The sequence below is a fragment of the Furfurilactobacillus rossiae genome (assembly GCF_013394005.1).
GTDB lineage: Bacteria > Bacillota > Bacilli > Lactobacillales > Lactobacillaceae > Furfurilactobacillus > Furfurilactobacillus rossiae.
In genome coordinates this window covers 182,237-201,559 of record NZ_CP040586.1, presented here as the reverse complement: position 1 = coordinate 201,559, position 19,323 = coordinate 182,237, and the positions used below count along the sequence as shown (strand labels likewise).

Genomic DNA, 19,323 nt, shown 5'->3' with positions numbered 1-19,323 from the left:
TATTTTTACTGACGGACTGGACTAAGTTTGCTCTCTGCTGAACCCTGTGTTAAATCCACGACTTGCTTGAGGTGTCCCTGCTGATACAGTGCAACTGCAAAATCCGAACCAATATTTAGTTGATGATAGAGCAATGCTTGCGATGTTATGTCATCAAGATTAACTTTATAGCGTGGCGTTAACAGCGCCTCGATATGCTCCAAACGTTTGACAGATTCATCATCGTATGGCGAGTAGAACATTACGGCTTCATTGCCACTAGTGTCGCCCATAATCTTCTCCAGTTGTGCGGTCTCCTTCAAGTATCGTTCAACGTTGACCTCAGCAACTGCACCATTACCGGAAGCAGTAACAACTTGTCGAAGTGGTGTATCCGTACAGTCACCAACGGCATATACTCCTGCCACATTTGTAGCTTGATTACGATTTACTTTAATATAGCCGTGCACATCTCTGGCCAAAGTATCAGGCAAAAAGTCTGTTTGTGGAACCATACCAACAAACGAGAATACGCCGGTTGCATCTACGTCATGTTCCTGACCAGTCAAAATGTTACGAACCGTGACACTAGTAACGGAATCTTCACCATTAATGGATGCCAGTGTTGAATTCCAAATAAACTCAATCTTGTTATTTGCCATAGCTTCACGGCGATCAACCTCATTACAATCTAAAATACCTTCATCGTGCATAACGGCTACAGATACCTTCGATGCATATTTAGTTAGCAAAATTGCATTTTCAATAGCTTGATTTCCAGCACCGAGGACAAATACATGTTGATTCTTAAAAAATTCAGCGTCACAAGTCGCACAATAGGAAACACCATTGCCTGAAAACTCAGCTTCGCCTGGAATTCCTAGTTGACGTGGTTTGGCGCCCACATCGAGAATTACTGCTCGTGCAGTATAATCGCCTCGCCGTCGAGTATGAACAATTTGTCTATGATTTGCGGCAGCTTCAACGCCACTAACGCGAGTAGTTAGCAAACTAACTGAATCGGACTGTGTAACATGTTCCTTAAATCGATCCATTAATGCTTGGCCTGACAGATGTGGACTACCTGGAAAGTTTTCAACATCTAGGCTATCTGTGATCTGTCCCCCAAAACTACCTTTTTCAATCAATAACGTTTTTAATTCTGCACGCCCGGCATAAATGGCGGCCGTCATTCCGCCAGGACCACCACCAACAATAATTAGGTCATATTCTTCATCACTCATTCATGCCATCTCCTCTTTATAGCAATTCACTTAATGCATCCCGATTTATAATATGCAAATGTTGATCCTCATAGGTTAAAATACGTTCCTCCGAGAGTTGTTTTAACTCGTGATTTAAACTACTTCGACTGACATGCAAAATATCGGCAAGAATCTGCTGTGAAAATGGGATTGGAACACTATCACCATCACGTTGATGAATGCCAAGTAGCCAGAAGGCCAATCGTTCACGAATTGTTTTGTACCCGATACACCTTAAAAGCAGTTGATCACGATAACCTCGACATGACATGTAATAGATCATTGCTTGCGAGAGATTCGCGTTCTGATGCACCAAGGTGCGAAATTGATTTGCATTCATCCATACAACTTCTGAATTTTCAGCACAGACTAAGGTGTAAACAAAGGATCTTGCATGAGAAAACACTAGATATTCCGAAAACATTTCCGATCCAAAAAAATATGAATTATTGAGTTCAAGACCTTCTGCCGTGTAGTTAGTAACACGCAAAGCACCTTTTAAAACAAAACCGACGCGTTGTACTTCTGCTCCTTCTTCAACTATTATTTCGTCCTTGTTATAAGTTTCCTTTTGCAAAGGGATATTTGCCAATAGCGTTCTGAATGCCGTAAAATCAAAGCTTCTAAATAATTGATTTGATTGCAAAGCTCTTATATCTTCCATATTCTTCAATACCACCATTTCTCACTTATCTACACAGCAGAAATGTTTTCTGAATTGACCTTTGCGTTTGTTGTTTGCACCTCTGGCTCCATGGTTCGACCCCATCCAAATAGTACCCAGCACAGCCACAATATCGTTAATATCAAACTAAAGAATGTGGCACCAAAGATTGCAGTTGGAGTGGGTACTGGTAAGAATGGGAATTTGGTGTGCATTTGGGTTGCTACACTAATCACGCCCATCACGTACACACTATTAATTGGAATAATACCGGTGAATGAGGTTGCAACTGTGATAATCAAATATGTTCTTCGTTCTGGTGAAATGTGAGCGGCGTGCCCTATATGGTCAGACATTTCGCCAAACAGCAAAATTCCTGGCAAGTCGCAACCACTGAGCAAAATATTGACGAGTCCAATACCAGCAGCAATTGTTAGTTCAGCCCCACGAGCCGTACGAACAAACCTATGACTTGTAATCCGCTCACAAATCAAATCAACCACACCACTGGCGTGCATAATTGCAATAAGTCCATAAAGAAATATTGTCAGTAAAGAGATATCAACCATACTGTACACACCATCGAATAAAATGCCTGCAAGCAACGTTGGATTATGTGGATCAATGCTAATAACGTCCTTAAATTGAAACAAATTCGTCATCAACCCAACAACAGTTCCCACTACAACGCCCCAAGTAAGACCAGTCAAAATTTCTTTAGTGCGAATACAAATCAGAACAACCACAATAATTGGAATCAGCATCCATAGACCACGAGGGTCAGAAAACTTAGCCAGCGCAGCTGATGAATGGGGCGTGCCTCCTTGACCACCAAAAATGCCGAGTAGAATGACTGTGATAAGTGCAGCGCCAGCAATCCAAGGAATTCGTTGCTGCAATGTTTTAACTAAATCAGCAGGTTCACCTGTGGTAGAATTTGTTTCCAAACCCAATGTTGCATTAGTTAGTTGGGAGCTTGGTGATAGTGCATCCCCACAATAAACACCGCCAATAATGGCACCTGCAAGAATTGCTGGATTTGATCCCACTAAGATACCTGGTACATAAAAGATAGAAAGTGCTGCAAACAATGCTGCAAATGGAACTCCTGATCCTAAGGCGAAAACGGCCGTTCCTATAAATGCCAATATTGTGAAGGCCGCACCATGAAGTCCCAACATTAAACTCAGCCATACAAATCCTTGGCCAACCTTTCCAACTAACAATAATTTTGTAAAAACTCCGATAATTAAAAAGACAAAAATTAATTTCGCATTTCCAAATCGTGCCAGGCCGCTAACAATGGTGTTCCAATACTGTTTGCGATTCCTAGCCATAAAGAAAACAATCACAAGACCGATTACTGCAGATATAGTAAGCGCTTTCAAGGAATAATAATGAAAAACAATCGTAAATACACCGCTTAATAAAATGAAGATCAGTGTTGGCACTAAGGCAATATATGGTCCCCCATAAAAGTGTAGTGTCGGCTCTTCATCACGCATTTGACTCGCCTCCTCATCAGTTTTCAAGTTTATCCTAGCATCATATACTTGGTTTTTATGTTGGAATGCCAACAGTTTGTGAATATTTGAATAAGTGCTGACACCATCTTAGTTGATTTATTTAACAATCATACATTTACGCTATTTATTGTTGAAAAGGATGACCGTCATTAACCTTTTCTTGGTGCTAATTATTTAAAATCAGTCCCACAAATCTTCCTCAAATTGGCCTAAATTCTGGATAAAAATCACTTGGTATAGAAAGTTAATCAAATAAGTTCTAAAAAGCCTGTCATGACGGCGATAACCTGATATAATAAAGTCATTAAAACTTTAAGTGGGTTACTGATTCCGGCAATGGGAGGAAACATATCATGAGTGAACTAGACAACAACGACACTTTCTTTCAATTTGAAACTGTTGTCATTCGTGATTTTCGTATTTTGTACCAACGTTTCAGTGCATATGCAGCTAAATATGATTTAAACAACAGTGAATTAGGTGTTTTAGTGGCGATTGTAACTGATATTAAAACGAACCTGACTGATTTGTCAGACCGTGTTAACGTCTCTGAATCGGCCGTTTCTCAAGCAATCACTGGATTGATGAAAAAGAAGTACATTCGTTCAGAAACCGATGCTAAAGATCGTCGTCATTTTCTGGCGCCAACCTCAAAAGGTGAAAAGTTAGTTACCGATTTTCGTGAACATGAAAAGGAAATCCTTGATTCCCTCGAAAACGAACTGGGCGACGGCTTTATGCCCACGTTGGTTAAAACAATCGAAACAGCCAAAGACAATGGCTTTACAGAGTTTAATCGAAAGAAATAATGAGACCATTTTTCAACTAAATAAACGCCTGAAATTGAGTGTTAGTTTATGACCATTCCTCAATTTCAGGCGTTATTTTTTATTTTTGAGTTAACGGTTCAATAATCTGTTGAACAAACCGGATTCGATCAGTATGATGTTACCTCACGATTCAATTGAATTATAGACAAGGCATGTTCGCTAATCGGCAATTTCTGATTGCTTCGCTTATTGTATCCAACTAACCGGTTGTTACTTATTAACGGTTGCGTAAACCTCTTGCGTCTATAGTAGCTGGAGGGCGGCAACATTGACACCGAGCTGTGAAGGTGTTGTAAATCCGAATGGTTCTCTCGGATTTACAACACGGACGGACGCCAAGACTCGCGGTCTTCACGAGGCTTGGCGGCGAGGTGATAGACGGCGCACTTCCGGCTTGAACCGGTCCCACGGCGAGTGTGTCAATATTGCCAACCGTAAGCGGCATCCACCGCACTAAATCCACAATACCTTTTTTGAACTGCAAACAAAAACGCGCCACACGCTTAACGAATGCGGCACGTAATTTCTACAAACTATTTTTCATCACCAAAGTACCAATCGAAACTGGTTAGCCAGTAGCTAGTCCGTTTGTTCTGCTCCATAACAGCCAGTTGCTTCATATCGTCATCGTCCAAACTAAAATCATACACATCAGCGTTTTGCTTAATGTATTCTGGATGAACAGATTTTGGAATCGTCACCAATCCATTCTGTAAATCCCAGCGAATCAACACTTGAGCAGCTGATTTGCCGTGCTTCTTAGCAATGGCCTGAATTACAGGTTCTTTCATTAAGGAACCACCAGTCCCACCAAGTGGTGACCACGCTTCTTGTTGAATACCGGTGTCAGCTAAGTACTTCTTCAGAGACGGCTGTTGCAACCATGGGTGAAATTCGACTTGGTCAACCATTGGCGTGATATCACTTAACGCAATCAATGACTTCATCGTCTGTTCAGAAAAATTGCAGACCCCAATGGCACGTGCCTTACCATCTTGATAAATCTTTTCAAACGCACGCCAAGTTTCGGCCCACTTACCGGCAACTGGCCAGTGAATAAGATATAAATCCACATAATCCAAACCTAAACGTTTCAAACTAGCATCGAAATTAGTCAACGTGGATTCGTACCCTTGATCAGAGTTGGCAAGTTTAGTCGTCACAAATAAGTCGTCCCGCTTTTTACCAGCGGCTGCCAAACCCTGTTTAATACCTTCGCCCACTTGTTGTTCGTTGCCATACGCTTTAGCGGTATCAATCATTGGATAACCCATTTGAATTGCTGAACTCACAGCATTAACGGCGTCTTTAGGCTCTGCTTGCCAGACACCTAAACCTAGACGTGGCATCTCAACACCGTTTGACAGTGTGGTCGTATCATTAATTCCTGAAATTTCTTTGCTCATCATTATTCGCCCCTTTATTCTCTCAACACTCATCATAGTGAACTCACCATCGAAATGCAAAAGGTAAGGGCGACAAGCCTTTTCAAGCGAGACGCTACTCTTTTTATCCTAAAATGGTTATACTAAATAAGTATAGTTATCAAAGACAAAAGGAAGAGAAATCAGTCATGATTACATTGAAATCACCTCGCGAAATCGAGGGTATGCGTAAAGCCGGTGCTGTTTTAGCCGGTATGCACATCGGTTTACGTGACATTATTAAACCCGGTATTTCTAGCTGGGATATCGAAAAATTTGCTGTCCGTTACTTTGAAGAACATAAAGCCAAGCCTGAAGAAAAAGGCTTCGAAGGTTATGACTTCGCCACTTGTGTCAGCGTTAACGACGAAGTTTGTCACGCTTTTCCACGTAAGGACCTGCTATTAAAGAACGGTGATCTGGTCAAAGTCGACACGGTTATTAGTGTAGACGGTTACATGTCAGATTCTTGCTGGGCCTTCGCTGTCGGCGATGTCAGCGATGAAGTTAAAAAGTTGATGGAAGTTACTAAGAAGGCTTTGTATCTTGGTATCGACCAAGCTGTCGTCGGTAACCGGATTGGTGACATCGGTTACGCCATCCAACACTATGTTGAAGATGAAATGGGCTACGGCGACGTTCGTGAATACGTCGGTCATGGCATTCAGCCAACGATGCACGAAGATCCAATGGTTCCTGCATACGGTGAGGCCGGTAAAGGATTACGTTTGCGTGATGGCATGACCATCACCATCGAACCCATGGTCAACGTTGGTGACTGGCGCTGTGCGCCTGTTGCTGATGACGGATGGACTGTTCGTACGGCTGATGGTAGCTTGAGTTGTCAATATGAACACACCCTAGCAATTACCAAAGACGGTCCAAAGATTTTATCGAGTCAGGATCACGAAGCTGACGCTAAGTATCTATAGAGAAGTATTTATAATCTTGTTTTTGAGGCTACCCGACCGCTATTAGTTGGATAGCCTTTTTTGACGTCAAGATTTAGGATTGTTTGTTTCTATACCGAACCACGGGGTATAATCAAACCAATATTTACTCAGGAGGCATCCTTAACTTTCATGGCAAATCGTGGTTTAGACATCAATAACATCATCGTCAATAGTAGCCAAACGGACTTAGAGCACATGGGCGACAAATTACGTGAAAAGGTCCCCTTTGACGCACTTGGCACATTCAAACAAACGCAACGTGATCCAACGCTTTTAATGCAGCGTATCTCAGACATGTTGGTTCCTGAATTACTGCCAGAACGGTATCGGCGAATGGGTGTATCAGCTTTCACGTTCTTTCGAGGCACTGCCGAGCTAATGGCGTTTGACCTCAACCACCAAGCCAGTACCCACATTCCCGTCATCATCTCGGGCGATGCCCACCTTGGCAATTTTGGTTTTTTTGCTTCTCCCGAACGGCGATTAGTGTTCGACCTAAACGATTTCGATGAAGCTGGTGTCAATTCGTGGGAGCGCGATGTCAAACGACTGCTAGTGAGCGTTATTTTGGCTGGCCGCGAGAATGGTTACACAGATAAAAAGATTCATAAAATCACACGGAACGTAGCAAAAAGTTATCGGGCGGGAATTGAAGCCAGTATCAAACGGTCGACAATCGACCGTTTCTATCCAGCGAACGACGTGGCCAGCATTCTTGGCGCTGTACCAGAAGGTGATCCAACGGCTGAAATGATTCAGTATTTCTTGGATAAGGCTGGCAAACGGAACTCCGAACAAGTCGTTAAGAAGTTCACGCAAACGACCGACGCTGGGTTGCGCTTCGTTGATAACGCAAAAATTACGCGTCACACCAATGATGATGTTACGCGTAATATTATCGATTACCTAGCCGATTATCGTTCCACTGTACGTACTGATATCGCACTGTTGTTATCCCAATACCACATCACTGATATTGCTCGTCATTGTGTTGGCGTTGGGAGTTTCGGCTCACGTTGTTATTTAGTTTTGCTCACCAGTATTGATGGCAGTCACCTAGTGTTACAGATTAAGGAAGCTTTGCCAACCAGAAAGACCGGTGCGGAGCGTCAACTAGCTTTGACCTCAACGTTTGAAGAAAACGAAGGCCGCCGTATCATCGACAGCCAGAAGATTCTCCAATCAGCATCTGATCCCTTTTTAGGTTACTTCCAAAGTAAAAAGCACAGCTTTTATGTTCGCCAGTTCAGAGATATGAAAACTTCAGTGGATCTTGCCACTCTCAGCGAGGATCAATTTCACGTTTATGCTGAATCATGTGGTCGTTTGTTGGCAGTGGACCATTGTCAGACACCGACTGGGCCAATGATTGCCGGTTATATCGGTAACTCTAAGAAATTTGACCGAGCAATGACAGATTGGGCCGAAGCGTATATTCCACAGGTCGAAAAGGACTATGCGATTTTTCTTAAGAATCACCCTAAAGAACAAGCACTGACCGAGAGTGCAAAATAATGCTGCTAATGATATTTGCGTTTGCGCGCAAATATCATTTTTTTGTCGACTTAAACGAGTTCACCCACCCTGCCGAATAATTTCGCTACACTGACAGTATGAGACTAAGTAAGGAAGGTGAGCCTATGTTGGAACCAGAACAAACAATATTTGATCGACAAATTGACCAGCTCGTAAAACAACTGACCACGGCTCACCGGCCAACATTTCTCACAGGCGCTGGCATCTCTGTGCCAAGCCATATTCCCGACATGGAATCCGCAGTTAACCAGTTTGGTTTGTTCTCCCAAACTTGGTTAGAAGATGACCCTGCCGCCTTTTATCAGCGTTTTCATCGGGAAATGCTGGACCCGATTCGCAAATATGGTCCCACTAAAGCTCACCGAATTATTGCGCAGTTAGAAAAACAGCACCTCATTGATGGCATTGTCACCACAAATGTCGATCACTTGCACCAAGTCGCTGGTAGCCACCACGTAATTGAAGTCTGGGGTAGCATTAACGTTAATTTTTGTCTTCAATGTGGCCGTATCTTTAATATTCAGGCACTGCATTCAGACGTCCCACGCTGCCCTGTTTGCCACGGCCTTTTATCCCCAGAACCGGCATTTCGTCATCTCGGTGGTACTTTACCACCCAACCTTAAACAAGCCAATGCTTATGTGCGCCAACGTTTGACCGATGGCGCATGGCGCGTCCCCTTAAACGATCAGTTAGCCGATGAATTGCTGTCTCAAAGTGACCTCACAATTGTGACTGGATCAAACGGGTATTATCGCCATTGTTCGCCGCAACAGGTTATCGAAATCAATCCCCACGCCACCTGGTTCACGCAGTTTGCAGACTTCAGAATATCATCCACGGCTGATGCAGCTTTCACTGCTTTGGCAATAAAATTGCAACTCAATCTAAATTAACATCTGACATTTTTGCTATTGCTGACACTGATCGAACAACTATTTGACGCTTAGAGTTCACGTTCATAAATGAGCGAATCGCGATCCGGAAATTCATAATCAACCGTCAACTTTTCCCGGGAAATACGTTTGAAACCCTGCTTCTCATAAAAGAAGTGCGAACGATGCTCACCCATTGGTGTGTCTAAGACCAGCTTGTCGATGTCTGACTGTGCCTGTGCATATGTCAGCAACGTTTGAAAAAGCTTGCGACCCAGTCGATGCGGCTCACCACGATATTCTGGATAGGTGAATAGTTTCTTCAAAACGGCTGTTTGTTGACCAACTTTCAGTAAACCGATTGAGCCGACCACCTTATCGCCATCTAGGGCAATCCAAAAGTTACCGCCATTTTCCTGATAGTGATGTTCAATTTCAAAAACATCCGGCTGTTCAATCATTTTGATACCAAGATGAGCTTCATCGTTTTGACAAAATTCAATCAGGTCTACCAATCCTGCCGTTAACTGAGCGTTTGTATGATAAGGTTCAATATTCATGCTTGTGACTCCCTTCAAGATGATTTAAGCTTACACGTGAATCATTCATTCGTAAAATTGATATTTTAAATATTATTGATCGATTATATCGATGGAGGGCAAACACACGTGGAAATTCGCCAACTGACGACTTTTAAAACCATTCTTGATACAGGCAGTTTTACCAAGGCCGCCAAAACACTTGGCTACACCCAATCAACAGTCTCTGCTCAAGTGAAAGCACTGGAACAAGAACTAAGTGGCAGTCTTTTTAAATATGAACGACGGCAACTTTTCTTAACAGACACTGGCAAACGTTTGCGACCACTAGCTGACCAATTGTTAGCAGACTTCCAACAAGTTAAACATTTGACCGATCAGTCGCCGGTTGCCGGTACTCTGCGAATTGCCGCTCCGGAATCCTTAACTGTCACTCACCTACCCGCTATCATTAAAGCCTTTCGCCAACAGTATCCGGATGTTGATCTGCAAATCGCCAATGCCACCTGTTCCTATAATCAACAGCAGCTACAAGATGGCGAGGCCGATATTGCCTTCATGATGTGGCCATCTTTAACCACTACGGCACTGGTTGAACATGACTTAGGAGAACAATCTCTAACTTTGGTCACAGCCGCCGATAAACATAAGACGTTTACCCAACTCATCAGCGATCGCCACGAACCCTTCATCATCAATGAGCCAGATTGCAGCTACCGCAATCAATTTGAACGATCACTGTGGGGTGAGTTTCATCGCCGCCCACAAATCATGGAACTGTGGAGCATCGCCGCGATTAAGGAAATGGTCGAAAGTGGGATCGGTTATTCCTATTTGCCAACTTCAACTATCAAAAAAGAACTAGCAAGCGGCCAGCTGATTGCCATTGATAATCCAATCCACAACGAAATTCGTGCACACATGTTGACCCATAAACAGACGCGCCAGCAGTCACTAATTGATGCCTTTGTGGACATTACGTTAAGTAACTGGCGTAATTAAAAAGTTGAGTAACTGTTTCACCACACAACGTGGCAACAATTACCCAACTTTTTTTGAATCTCGTTTCATTAATTAATGCTCGACGGGTGCTTCATGACCTGCCGATTGTGTGGCAGAGGTTTCATCAACGTCTGCTGGTGCTTGTTGCTGCCGAACAAATACGGTTGCAACGATAACCCCGATAATCGCTAACGCCAAAGTTAACATGAAGCCCATTCTGGTGCCCGACGAGATGGCGTCACGTGTGCGTTTGCCCGCTTCACCACTGCTCATCAAGCTCGTGGACAACGCTGTCGCAATAGCACCACACACCTGTTGCAGTGTGTTCATGATACTACTACCATCAGCAGCCATCTGTGGTGGCAATGCACCCAGACCAAAGGCTTGTGACGGTGACATCGCTAGCGGTGCACCAATCATTAAAATTACGTGGGCCACGACAACGTACCAATAGGCAGATGAGCTATTCGTAAATACCAGCAAAATCGCACCAATTGCGGCTAAACAAAAGCCAGCAATCACTGGACGGCGGCCGCCCATGCGGTCAAATAAACGACCTGCAACAGTTGATACTAAGGCATTAATAATACCGCCTGGCAGCATTAACACACCCGTCAGCGCGACAGGAACCATCAACCCATCTTGCCAATACGTTGGCAGAAGGTACATCGAACTCATAATGACCATAAAATCAATCATCACTAACCCTGTACCAACGGAAAAGTTGCGAATGCCAAACGCACGAACATTTAGGATTGGTTCATCAATGTTTAATTGGCGCTGGCAGAACAACGCTAAACTGACGACACCCACCAATAGAGACAAGATAACCTGCCATGATCCCCAGCCCGTTTCACTGGCCAAGCTGACACCGATAACGATACCACCAAAACCCAATGTCGATTCTACGATTGATAATATATCAACATGCGGACGGGTAATTTCGCCCACATTTTTTGTGTAGGTTACCGTTAGAAAAAGTGCAATCGCCAAAAGTGGTACCATTACCCAAAAAATGTACTGCCATGACAGTGCACCCAAGATCAATCCTGATAAAGTGGGTCCAATTGCTGGTGCAAACATGATTACCAGTCCAATAATTCCCATCGCAGCACCGCGTTTATCCATTGGATAAATCGAAAGTGCCACCAGATAAATTAGTGGCAAAATAATCCCTGTTGCGATTCCCTGAATCATTCGGCCAACTAACAGCATCCCAAACGATGGTGCCAGTGCAGCAATTACTGCGCCGACGATAAAATCACTTAAAGCAAATACTAATAGCTGACGCGTTGTGAACCACCGTGTCAATAACCCGGAAAGGGGTAGTAAAATTCCTACGACCAATAAATACCCAATAACCAGCCATTGAATGGTCCCCATTTGGACATCCATTTGCTTAGCCAAACTTGATAAAGCAATGTTTAATGCTGTTTCACTAAACATTGCAATAAATCCACCAAGTAGTAGGCCAATCATAATTGGAAATCGTTTAATGTCTTCTGTTTCGTTCAAAAAAGTCCTCCTAATCTATACGTGCCTAGCAACTGCCGTGAAGAATCACCGTCTGCTGGCACAATAGGTTACACTAGCAGAATTTTCTGTGCTTCGTAAGTAAAACTTTCAAAATTTGTCAGTTAACCGCTTACATCAACAAAATAGACCCATCGCAACCGAATCGTTACCAACTTTGCAGTTCCTTAGACAGGATTTAAGCTGACTTTATGATGCCCTCCTTAAACTCATTATTAATCCAAACGGAAATGTTCTTATCACTTCAGCGAGAGCGATAACCCATTTTCAATTCACTTACACGAGGAGGAAATTTATCATGACAACTTTAGAAAGTAAATTTATGACCCGCATTGTTAATGTCGCCGGGACACCCTTCACCATTAAAATGGGTGTTGTCACACCGGATGATCAGGCACACGCCTTGTTCGATCAAACGCTGAGTAATATCCGGCATTTTCTTCGTCACGTCAATAAAATCACCACGCCGGCTCTCAATGCAAACAATCCAATCGAGACACGGCAAGCACTTACCAAGCAAGAACTTGTTCCCCTTCAACACCAGTTTATGTTTGTCGACAATGCCACCCCAACGGCGTTCATGACAGATACCATCACGCACACAATGATTCAACAATGGGCAATGCAACAGGCCTACCTTAAGTATTTGGCGCCATTGCTCAGTCATAACCAAGTATTCGCCGTGGCAATTGAAGCTGATGGTAATGTTCAAGTTGGTACAGCCGCTGATACAGCCTTTACGTGGACCCTCGGCATCACTTCTCCTCGTCACCAGCAAGCAATGTTGGCCGTTTACAGTTTACGAAACGGCGCTCTGGCAACACAACGTTTTGATCGTGCTAACCAAACAATCACGCAGGCAACCATTATGTCCCGGGATCTCGCCGAAGCTGGTGCCTGGGCAGCAATTGCGGCCGCCACTTCCGAATCTGAATTCCTGCGAATAGCGGTTATCCAACGTTTGTCAGGACTACTCGTCAGTTCGGAACAAGAAAGTCAATCACTGGAGCGCGGTATTGTACAGCAACACCAATTGGTAGCAGTGTAATCGAAGAGCATTCCTAAAATAGCAAAAGCTACAAACTAATTCAGCCAAATTTAAAAAGGAGCAATCACACGCATTGGCGAAATAAGCGCGTAATTGCTCCCTTTTTACGATATTAAAAAATTATGCATATCGTTGAATTAATGAATTTAGCACAATAGCAGCCCGATCCCGTTTCGATTTATCTCGATAATAGTTTTTAAATCGCAGATCCGACACATACAGTTCGCCTAAACCTTTATGGGCCAGGGGCGAGTAACTGGGCCAAAAATAATTCAACCACTTACGATGCAGCTTAACCACCTCGCGAGCCATTCCACTATTTTCATCTTTTGAATCAATCACTAGTACCAACTTATCAAGCATTTCTGTTTCAATAGCCCTAGCATCTGCCATATCCTTTTGCGACAAGCCCAGATATTGCTGGTTGGCGTCCGCTAAAGCAGCATAACCCCACTTTTCCGTAACCTCTGAGCCAAAATCATGTACATTTTGAGTAACCTGTGTCTGTTTAAAAGCGGCAAACTTTTTTTCATCTGTCATAATACTACCTCCTTGTTGATTTAGTTGGAGGGCAGCGTCCAAAGTCGCAATCAACTGAGTCAACTGACGTTGTTGATCAACCAACAAATGCCGGTGCATACGCAATTGTTCTTCACGTTCAGACAGAGGTAATCGCATAATTAAACCAATTTGCTTTAATGGCAAGTTGAACTGCTTAAAAAAACAAATTTGTTGGAGACGCAAAACTGCTTCTTCATCATATTGGCGATAACCACTACTTGTTTTTCCAGTTGAATGCAACAAACCTATTTGATCGTAATAGCGAAGGGTTCGTGCACTAACTCCCGCTAAAGCTGCCAAGTCTGAAATCAAATACGACATTTCATTGTCCTCCATAAAACCAACATAAACGTTCACGTAACGTAAGGGTCAAGCATATTCGAAAAAAATCAATACAATATTGGCATTCGTCTGATGCAAGGCCATTTTATTAAATCTTAAAGCACACTTTAATGCAAGCCAGTACCTCAGAAGACAAAAGAAAAGATCTCAGCTTTTAATCACTGAGATCTCAAAATAATAATTATTTAATTATGGCAAGGTGTTTCGTGGTCGGCTAGTGTTCCTGGCCTACCCAAACGTTGAAGCTGTGTGGGCTGTTCGCGTCCGTTTCCTCTGGTTTCGTGAATAATTGATCCACGACCCAGTCCATTTTCGGACTATCAATATCAATAACACAATTCTTACTCAAATGTGCCACACTCCTTTTCAAACGCAGCCTTGATAAAACCCATCAATACTAACGCTTTGATGCTTAGGTTCCTAACAACAGTATTAAGTATAACAGGTTCGAGTAACTATAAGGCAAGTATTAATCTTTTAATTTTATCTTGGTGTGCAAACGCTCTCTACAAACAGCGCCCCAGCAACTGCAATGGGACATATTAACATTTTCATTAGTTTTTAAGCTATGTAACAAAACCAGGAACAGATTAATTGCAGAAATCCGCCTTTCAGGTTATCGTACTGCTATAAAAATATTTATTGTGAAAGGGGATCACTGTCATGACTCAAAACACATTTTCCATTGATTCCGTAAACTTTGATGGTCTGTCCAAAAATGAACTCAGTCTGTTCTTTGCAGTATTAACCCGTATGCACCATCTGCGAACTACTAGTGTTGTGTTTAACTTCGATGAATTAACTTGGCTAACCAATGATCTTGAAGACGACGCTAGCATTGATGACATTATACCGGAGACCCTTGCAGATCTGAGTCGGACTAATATTACCTACGACCTAGGCGAAGGCAAGGCTCGGCATGACTTTTTCACCCGTGCAACAACTGTTGACGATCAACGGATCGTGTCCATTCAACTCAATCCAGACTTTGAATTTTTGGTTCAAGTAGACGCCAGCAAGTGGAAACAACAATCCTAATGACAAATTGAAATAACCTCCGAAGGGCTGTGACATAAGTCCGATTTGAGAATGAGCATTAATGTAAGCTGACCTATTCCTGAAATTTTGGGAATGGGTCAGTTTTAGGTTAAGCGGAATTCTCAGGACTTGGAGCGCAATATTGCTCATATTTTTTCGTCCTCAATAAGTTTATGTCACAAGCTCTTTTATTTGCGCTACTGTCACCAGATAGCCAATTCTATATGTCTTCTAGCAGACAACTTGTCGTGTTTTAGCTTACACTGAAAACATAATTGATTATCTTCGGAGGCTTTTTCCATGAGTAAAGAACGTTTAACTGCATTCACTGACGCAGTCTTAGCAATTGCGATGACCATTCTCGTCTTGGAGCTTAAACAACCGGCTCACGCCACGTGGTCAGCCATTTGGGACTTAAAGCAAAGCTATCTTGCCTACTTTATTTCTTTTGTCGGTTTAATGATTATGTGGAATAATCAGCACCACATCTTTCAACTGGTTCATAAAATTGACGGCAGGGTTCTGTGGGCAAACGGACTCATGTTGTTCAGCGCGTCGTTCTTCCCCTACGCAACCAAATTTGTCGATGAACATTTCTTTTCTTCAACAGCGGAACTGTTCTATGGATTCATTTTCCTGTTATTATCGATTGGATACTTTTCAGTCGATTTGGCATTGATTAAAGCCGACCCGGATAATAAAAAGCTTCGCTATGCAATCAACCGTCCCGTTAAGATAGTCGCTGATTTTGGCACCAAAATACTCGGCTTGTTTATCGGCATCTGGTTCCCGCCGGCCGTCATTTTCAGCACCTTTATCGCCATGATGATTTGGTTTGTACCAGAGCGCCGTGTCGAACAGGAATTTGACCAATTTGATCAATCACACCATAAATCATGATTGATGCCGATTGAAATGTGCTAATTGACCCGCAAATTCTTTGTGATGTTGGCCAATTTCCGTACTGTACTCATCAGTGTTTTCCGCATGCTCACCATGCTCACTTTCGTCCAGGCCAACGCGCTCATCTGTAGCTGAGACCCGCATGGCAACGAACCGACGCAACACTAAAATGATTGCAGCGCTCGCAATTGCTACTAAAATGATTGTGACACCGGTAGCCAATGTTTGAATACCTAACAAGTGCCATCCACCACCATAAAATAAGCCATTCTCGGCAATTGTGCGATTAACTGTGCGAGTGGCAAATACGCCAGTCAGAATCGACCCGGTAATTCCAGCCACACCGTGACAGCCAAATGCATCTAGAGCGTCGTCGATACCGATTCTGTCTTTTACCACATGAACGAACCCGTAGCTGGCTAGCGTCGCCAATAAGCCAATCCAAAACGCCCCGCCAACAGTAACATAACCGGCTGCGGGCGTGATGCCAACTAGTCCGCACAGCGTACCTGTACAGATACCTGCCAGAGACACTTGTTTTCGAATCGTCATTTCCAATATTAGCCACACCACCATTGATGTGGCCGTTGCGACCGTCGTGGTCAGCATTGCCGTAACTGCCAATTGGTTGATTGCCAGTGCACTGCCCGCATTGAAACCGTACCACCCAATCCACAAAATAGCCGTACCACAAAGAACCCACGGTAAATTATAGGGTTGATCCTGATGTGGATGCAGCCGCCGACCGAGAAACGCAGATAGAACGTATGCTGTGACACCAGCATTAATATGAACCACTGTTCCACCGGCAAAATCCAGCACGCCCATCCGAGCTAACCATCCGTTTGCACTCCACACCATGTGAACCATCGGGTAGTAAATAAGCAAGCTCCAAAACACAATGAATACGAGCAAAAAGTTAAAGCGAATTCGGCCAACAACGGCACCCACGAACAACGCCGGTGTAATAATGGCAAACATCATTTCAAACAAAAAATATAACGCTTCAGGAATCTTCGTCGCAGTTAGCTTTGTTAATGACACACCGCCAAGAAAGAAATGATCGACCTTACCGATCACGCCACCTATATCGCTATTAAAGGCAAGCTCGTAGCCTACTGCGATGAATAGTAAAATGGCGATGCCACAAATAACAAACACGGATAGCATCGTGCTGACCACATTCCGTTTGGACACCAACCCACCGTAAAAAAACGCCAACCCCGGCGTCATGAACAATACTAGAATCGTCGACAGCACCATAAAAGCAGAATTTGCAGCATTCATTCACATCACATCTTTCTCTCTTATTACGAAGCAGTATAGGTGTGTAACGACTGTCTGTAAAGCCAATTGTGCTTATTGGTATAGGTGCATGTTAGCTTTCGTAACATGAGTTTGATGCTCGAATTGAAACATTGGGCTGTTTCACTGAATGACGATTAAAATCCCTTTAGAAAAATTTATCTTTTAACGACAGCTGCCATGATGAAGCTTGTGTTTAAAGTGTCAATTACCCGTTGCGCCGACCGGAGACGCCGTTCCCTGGGACCGGGTTCAACCTGCAAAGGTCGCAGTTTTCGCCCTTGCACATGAGCCGAAAGCCCACGTCTCATATGTCATCCCACAACACTAAGCGGCCAAATCCCCGCCGCCAAGTGTTGTCGACACGGAACTCTGTCTCCAATCAGCTCCACTCTTATAGCTAATGATTAAATTTTACATATCTGTCACCGCTATTCAGCAATAGCTGTCTGCATAACGTTTAATGCTCACTGCTATATTAGCCGGAGGGCGGCAACGGTGATACCGAGCCGTGAAGGTTACGTTAATTCGGTGGTTTTACCGAATTTAGGTTACGGACGGACGCAAAGACTCGCGGGCTTCACGAGGCTTTGTGTCGAGGTGAAAGACTCCGAATTTAGGAGGCTTGAACCGGTCCCACGGCGAGCGTGTCATAGTGGCCAACCGCAGGCGACATTAACTGAAAATCTTGGTTGAAAACAACAATCGGTCCATCCTCCGTTTTGGGGAATGGACCGATTGTTTTGTTAACTATGCCTGCTCGCTACTTGTGGTTGAACCGTGGTCGGTGCGATAAGCCCACATGACAACAACCAAATTAATGATGACCAACAGCGTTGTCATCAGGAAAACGTAACGGTAATCGAGTACACCTGCTACCCCTGAGGCCAACATTGGACCAACGACGGAACCAATTGCCTGTGATGACTGATTGTAACTGAAAATACGACTCACTGCGTCATCAGGAGTGTTCAATGTCATCACTGTTTGTGTCACTGGCAGTAGCGCCGCATCCGAAATGCCGACCAAAAATCTTAAAATGCCCAGCATGACAACGGTGGTGACAAAAAACATTGGGAAGAAAACAAAACCACAAAAGACAAGTCCGGCAATCAACACTCGCTGTGGTCCAATATGATCACCCAGCGCACCTAGGCGTGGCGCCGCAATCAACGTTGCAATTCCTGGCAGAGCGGCGATCACTCCACTGGTTAAGGCAACATTCCCACGACCATGCATCAGCTCCTTAACAAACAGACTAATGATGGGGTTGATCGATGTCGTCGCCGCCTGAATCAGCATGGACGAAATGATCATTGCCCACACAATGCGCACATGTTTGATACCGGCAAATGCACTCTGGTGCTCCGTGGCGGCCTTACCCGTAATCGGTTTAAAGTCTTCTTTGACGAAGAAATAAGTGACTAACGACGCAATCAGCATCAGACCACCAAACATATAAAATGGAATCCGGTAACCAAAGATGCCGGCAATGTAACCACCGATGACAGGACCAACTAACTGACCACCAACCGCCCCGGTCGTTAATGTGCCCATCGTCTGACCACTTTTTTCCATTGGCACCTCACTGGCAATCAAGGCGTACGCATTATTGATGTATCCAGAAAACGCGCCTTGAATCAAACGAAGGCCGATTAAGACCCAGACGTTTGGTGAGAACCCGGTCAAAGTGGCCGTGATAGTCATCCCGATTGCCGCCCGCAGTAGCATCGGTTTACGCCCTGTTCTATCGGCCAGCCGTCCCCACAAAGGTGAGACAATCGCCTGGCTTAAGAAAGTGACCGAAAAGGCAAGACCGGCATATAACGTTAATTCCCATTTTGGATAATGGCCCATCTCACTAATAAACAACGGTAAAAATGGCAGACTCATGCTGGCACCAGCACCAGTAACAAAATTACCGATCCATAGTGCGTACATGTTTTTCTGCCATTGCTCAAGTGACTGACGCTTCATTTCGTGACTCCTCTAAAAATCTA

Annotated in this window: 18 protein-coding genes; 8 read left to right on the top strand and 10 right to left on the bottom strand. The window is 43.8% G+C overall.

Going from position 1 to position 19,323, the window contains the following annotated elements:
- Window positions 1-5 precede the first annotated feature (5 nt).
- The 3 genes from LROSL1_RS01020 to LROSL1_RS01010 are packed head-to-tail and all read right to left on the bottom strand — an operon-like array spanning window position 6 to window position 3,413.
- Entirely contained in the window at window positions 6-1,223 is a 1,218-nt protein-coding gene (locus LROSL1_RS01020) for an NAD(P)/FAD-dependent oxidoreductase (protein ID WP_178913419.1), read from the bottom strand.
- Window positions 1,224-1,239: 16 nt separating this feature from the next.
- The gene (locus LROSL1_RS01015) at window positions 1,240-1,908 is read right to left on the bottom strand and encodes a Crp/Fnr family transcriptional regulator (RefSeq protein ID WP_017261259.1); all 669 of its coding nucleotides are present in this window, start codon (window positions 1,906-1,908) and stop codon (window positions 1,240-1,242) included.
- Between the two features lie 29 nt (window positions 1,909-1,937).
- A complete protein-coding gene (locus LROSL1_RS01010; protein WP_017261260.1) occupies window positions 1,938-3,413 on the bottom strand; it encodes a Na+/H+ antiporter NhaC family protein in 1,476 nt (491 codons plus the stop codon).
- Window positions 3,414-3,787: 374 nt separating this feature from the next.
- On the opposite strand from LROSL1_RS01010, the gene LROSL1_RS01005 reads away from it, so the two are divergent.
- Entirely contained in the window at window positions 3,788-4,243 is a 456-nt protein-coding gene (locus LROSL1_RS01005; RefSeq protein ID WP_178913418.1) for a MarR family winged helix-turn-helix transcriptional regulator, read from the top strand.
- Between the two features lie 554 nt (window positions 4,244-4,797).
- Here the strand turns inward: LROSL1_RS01005 and LROSL1_RS01000 are convergent.
- Window positions 4,798-5,673 (bottom strand): aldo/keto reductase, encoded by an 876-nt coding sequence (locus tag LROSL1_RS01000; RefSeq protein ID WP_178913417.1) that lies wholly within the window; start codon window positions 5,671-5,673, stop codon window positions 4,798-4,800.
- 164 nt (window positions 5,674-5,837) lie between these two features.
- Here LROSL1_RS01000 and map point away from each other — a divergent pair, with 164 nt between their 5' ends.
- The 3 genes from map to LROSL1_RS00985 all read left to right on the top strand — a co-directional run bounded on the left by map (window position 5,838) and on the right by LROSL1_RS00985 (window position 9,073).
- Window positions 5,838-6,620 carry a type I methionyl aminopeptidase gene (map, locus tag LROSL1_RS00995; protein ID WP_178913416.1) on the top strand — a complete coding sequence of 261 codons (783 nt, stop codon included), beginning with the start codon at window positions 5,838-5,840 and terminating at the stop codon, window positions 6,618-6,620.
- A 150-nt stretch (window positions 6,621-6,770) separates the two neighbouring features.
- Window positions 6,771-8,156: a DUF2252 domain-containing protein gene (locus LROSL1_RS00990; protein ID WP_178913415.1), complete on the top strand. Its 1,386-nt coding sequence runs from the start codon at window positions 6,771-6,773 to the stop codon at window positions 8,154-8,156.
- 125 nt (window positions 8,157-8,281) lie between these two features.
- A complete protein-coding gene (locus tag LROSL1_RS00985; RefSeq protein WP_178913414.1) occupies window positions 8,282-9,073 on the top strand; it encodes an SIR2 family NAD-dependent protein deacylase in 792 nt (263 codons plus the stop codon).
- A gap of 50 nt (window positions 9,074-9,123) precedes the next feature.
- Here LROSL1_RS00985 and LROSL1_RS00980 read toward each other — a convergent pair whose 3' ends face one another.
- Window positions 9,124-9,612 (bottom strand): GNAT family N-acetyltransferase, encoded by a 489-nt coding sequence (locus LROSL1_RS00980; protein ID WP_017261268.1) that lies wholly within the window; start codon window positions 9,610-9,612, stop codon window positions 9,124-9,126.
- Between the two features lie 108 nt (window positions 9,613-9,720).
- Here LROSL1_RS00980 and LROSL1_RS00975 point away from each other — a divergent pair, with 108 nt between their 5' ends.
- Entirely contained in the window at window positions 9,721-10,593 is an 873-nt protein-coding gene (locus tag LROSL1_RS00975) for a LysR family transcriptional regulator (RefSeq protein ID WP_178913413.1), read from the top strand.
- Window positions 10,594-10,665: 72 nt separating this feature from the next.
- Here the strand turns inward: LROSL1_RS00975 and LROSL1_RS00970 are convergent, their stop codons facing one another.
- On the bottom strand, window positions 10,666-12,072 hold the full coding sequence (locus LROSL1_RS00970; RefSeq protein ID WP_178914901.1) for an MDR family MFS transporter: 1,407 nt from the start codon (window positions 12,070-12,072) through the stop codon (window positions 10,666-10,668).
- Between the two features lie 352 nt (window positions 12,073-12,424).
- Between LROSL1_RS00970 and LROSL1_RS00965 the strand changes: the two genes are divergently transcribed.
- On the top strand, window positions 12,425-13,174 hold the full coding sequence (locus LROSL1_RS00965) for a hypothetical protein (RefSeq protein WP_017261271.1): 750 nt from the start codon (window positions 12,425-12,427) through the stop codon (window positions 13,172-13,174).
- Window positions 13,175-13,294: 120 nt separating this feature from the next.
- Here the strand turns inward: LROSL1_RS00965 and LROSL1_RS00960 are convergent, their stop codons facing one another.
- Both LROSL1_RS00960 and LROSL1_RS13215 read right to left on the bottom strand, forming a co-directional pair.
- Window positions 13,295-14,056 carry a MerR family transcriptional regulator gene (locus LROSL1_RS00960; protein WP_178913412.1) on the bottom strand — a complete coding sequence of 254 codons (762 nt, stop codon included), beginning with the start codon at window positions 14,054-14,056 and terminating at the stop codon, window positions 13,295-13,297.
- A 235-nt stretch (window positions 14,057-14,291) separates the two neighbouring features.
- Window positions 14,292-14,426 carry a hypothetical protein gene (locus LROSL1_RS13215; RefSeq protein WP_017261273.1) on the bottom strand — a complete coding sequence of 45 codons (135 nt, stop codon included), beginning with the start codon at window positions 14,424-14,426 and terminating at the stop codon, window positions 14,292-14,294.
- Between the two features lie 314 nt (window positions 14,427-14,740).
- Between LROSL1_RS13215 and LROSL1_RS00955 the strand changes: the two genes are divergently transcribed.
- Together LROSL1_RS00955 and LROSL1_RS00950 are read left to right on the top strand one after the other, a co-directional pair.
- On the top strand, window positions 14,741-15,115 hold the full coding sequence (locus LROSL1_RS00955) for a RepB family plasmid replication initiator protein (protein ID WP_178913411.1): 375 nt from the start codon (window positions 14,741-14,743) through the stop codon (window positions 15,113-15,115).
- Window positions 15,116-15,415: 300 nt separating this feature from the next.
- Window positions 15,416-16,015, top strand: a complete 600-nt coding sequence (locus LROSL1_RS00950) for a TMEM175 family protein (protein WP_178913410.1) — start codon at window positions 15,416-15,418, stop codon at window positions 16,013-16,015.
- Here the strand turns inward: LROSL1_RS00950 and LROSL1_RS00945 are convergent.
- Both LROSL1_RS00945 and LROSL1_RS00940 read right to left on the bottom strand, forming a co-directional pair.
- The gene (locus LROSL1_RS00945) at window positions 16,010-17,305 is read right to left on the bottom strand and encodes an ammonium transporter (protein WP_178913409.1); all 1,296 of its coding nucleotides are present in this window, start codon (window positions 17,303-17,305) and stop codon (window positions 16,010-16,012) included. The two genes, LROSL1_RS00950 and LROSL1_RS00945, sit on opposite strands and share 6 nt — an antisense overlap.
- A 768-nt stretch (window positions 17,306-18,073) precedes the next feature.
- The gene (locus tag LROSL1_RS00940; RefSeq protein WP_178913408.1) at window positions 18,074-19,300 is read right to left on the bottom strand and encodes a multidrug efflux MFS transporter; all 1,227 of its coding nucleotides are present in this window, start codon (window positions 19,298-19,300) and stop codon (window positions 18,074-18,076) included.
- Window positions 19,301-19,323: the final 23 nt, after the last annotated feature.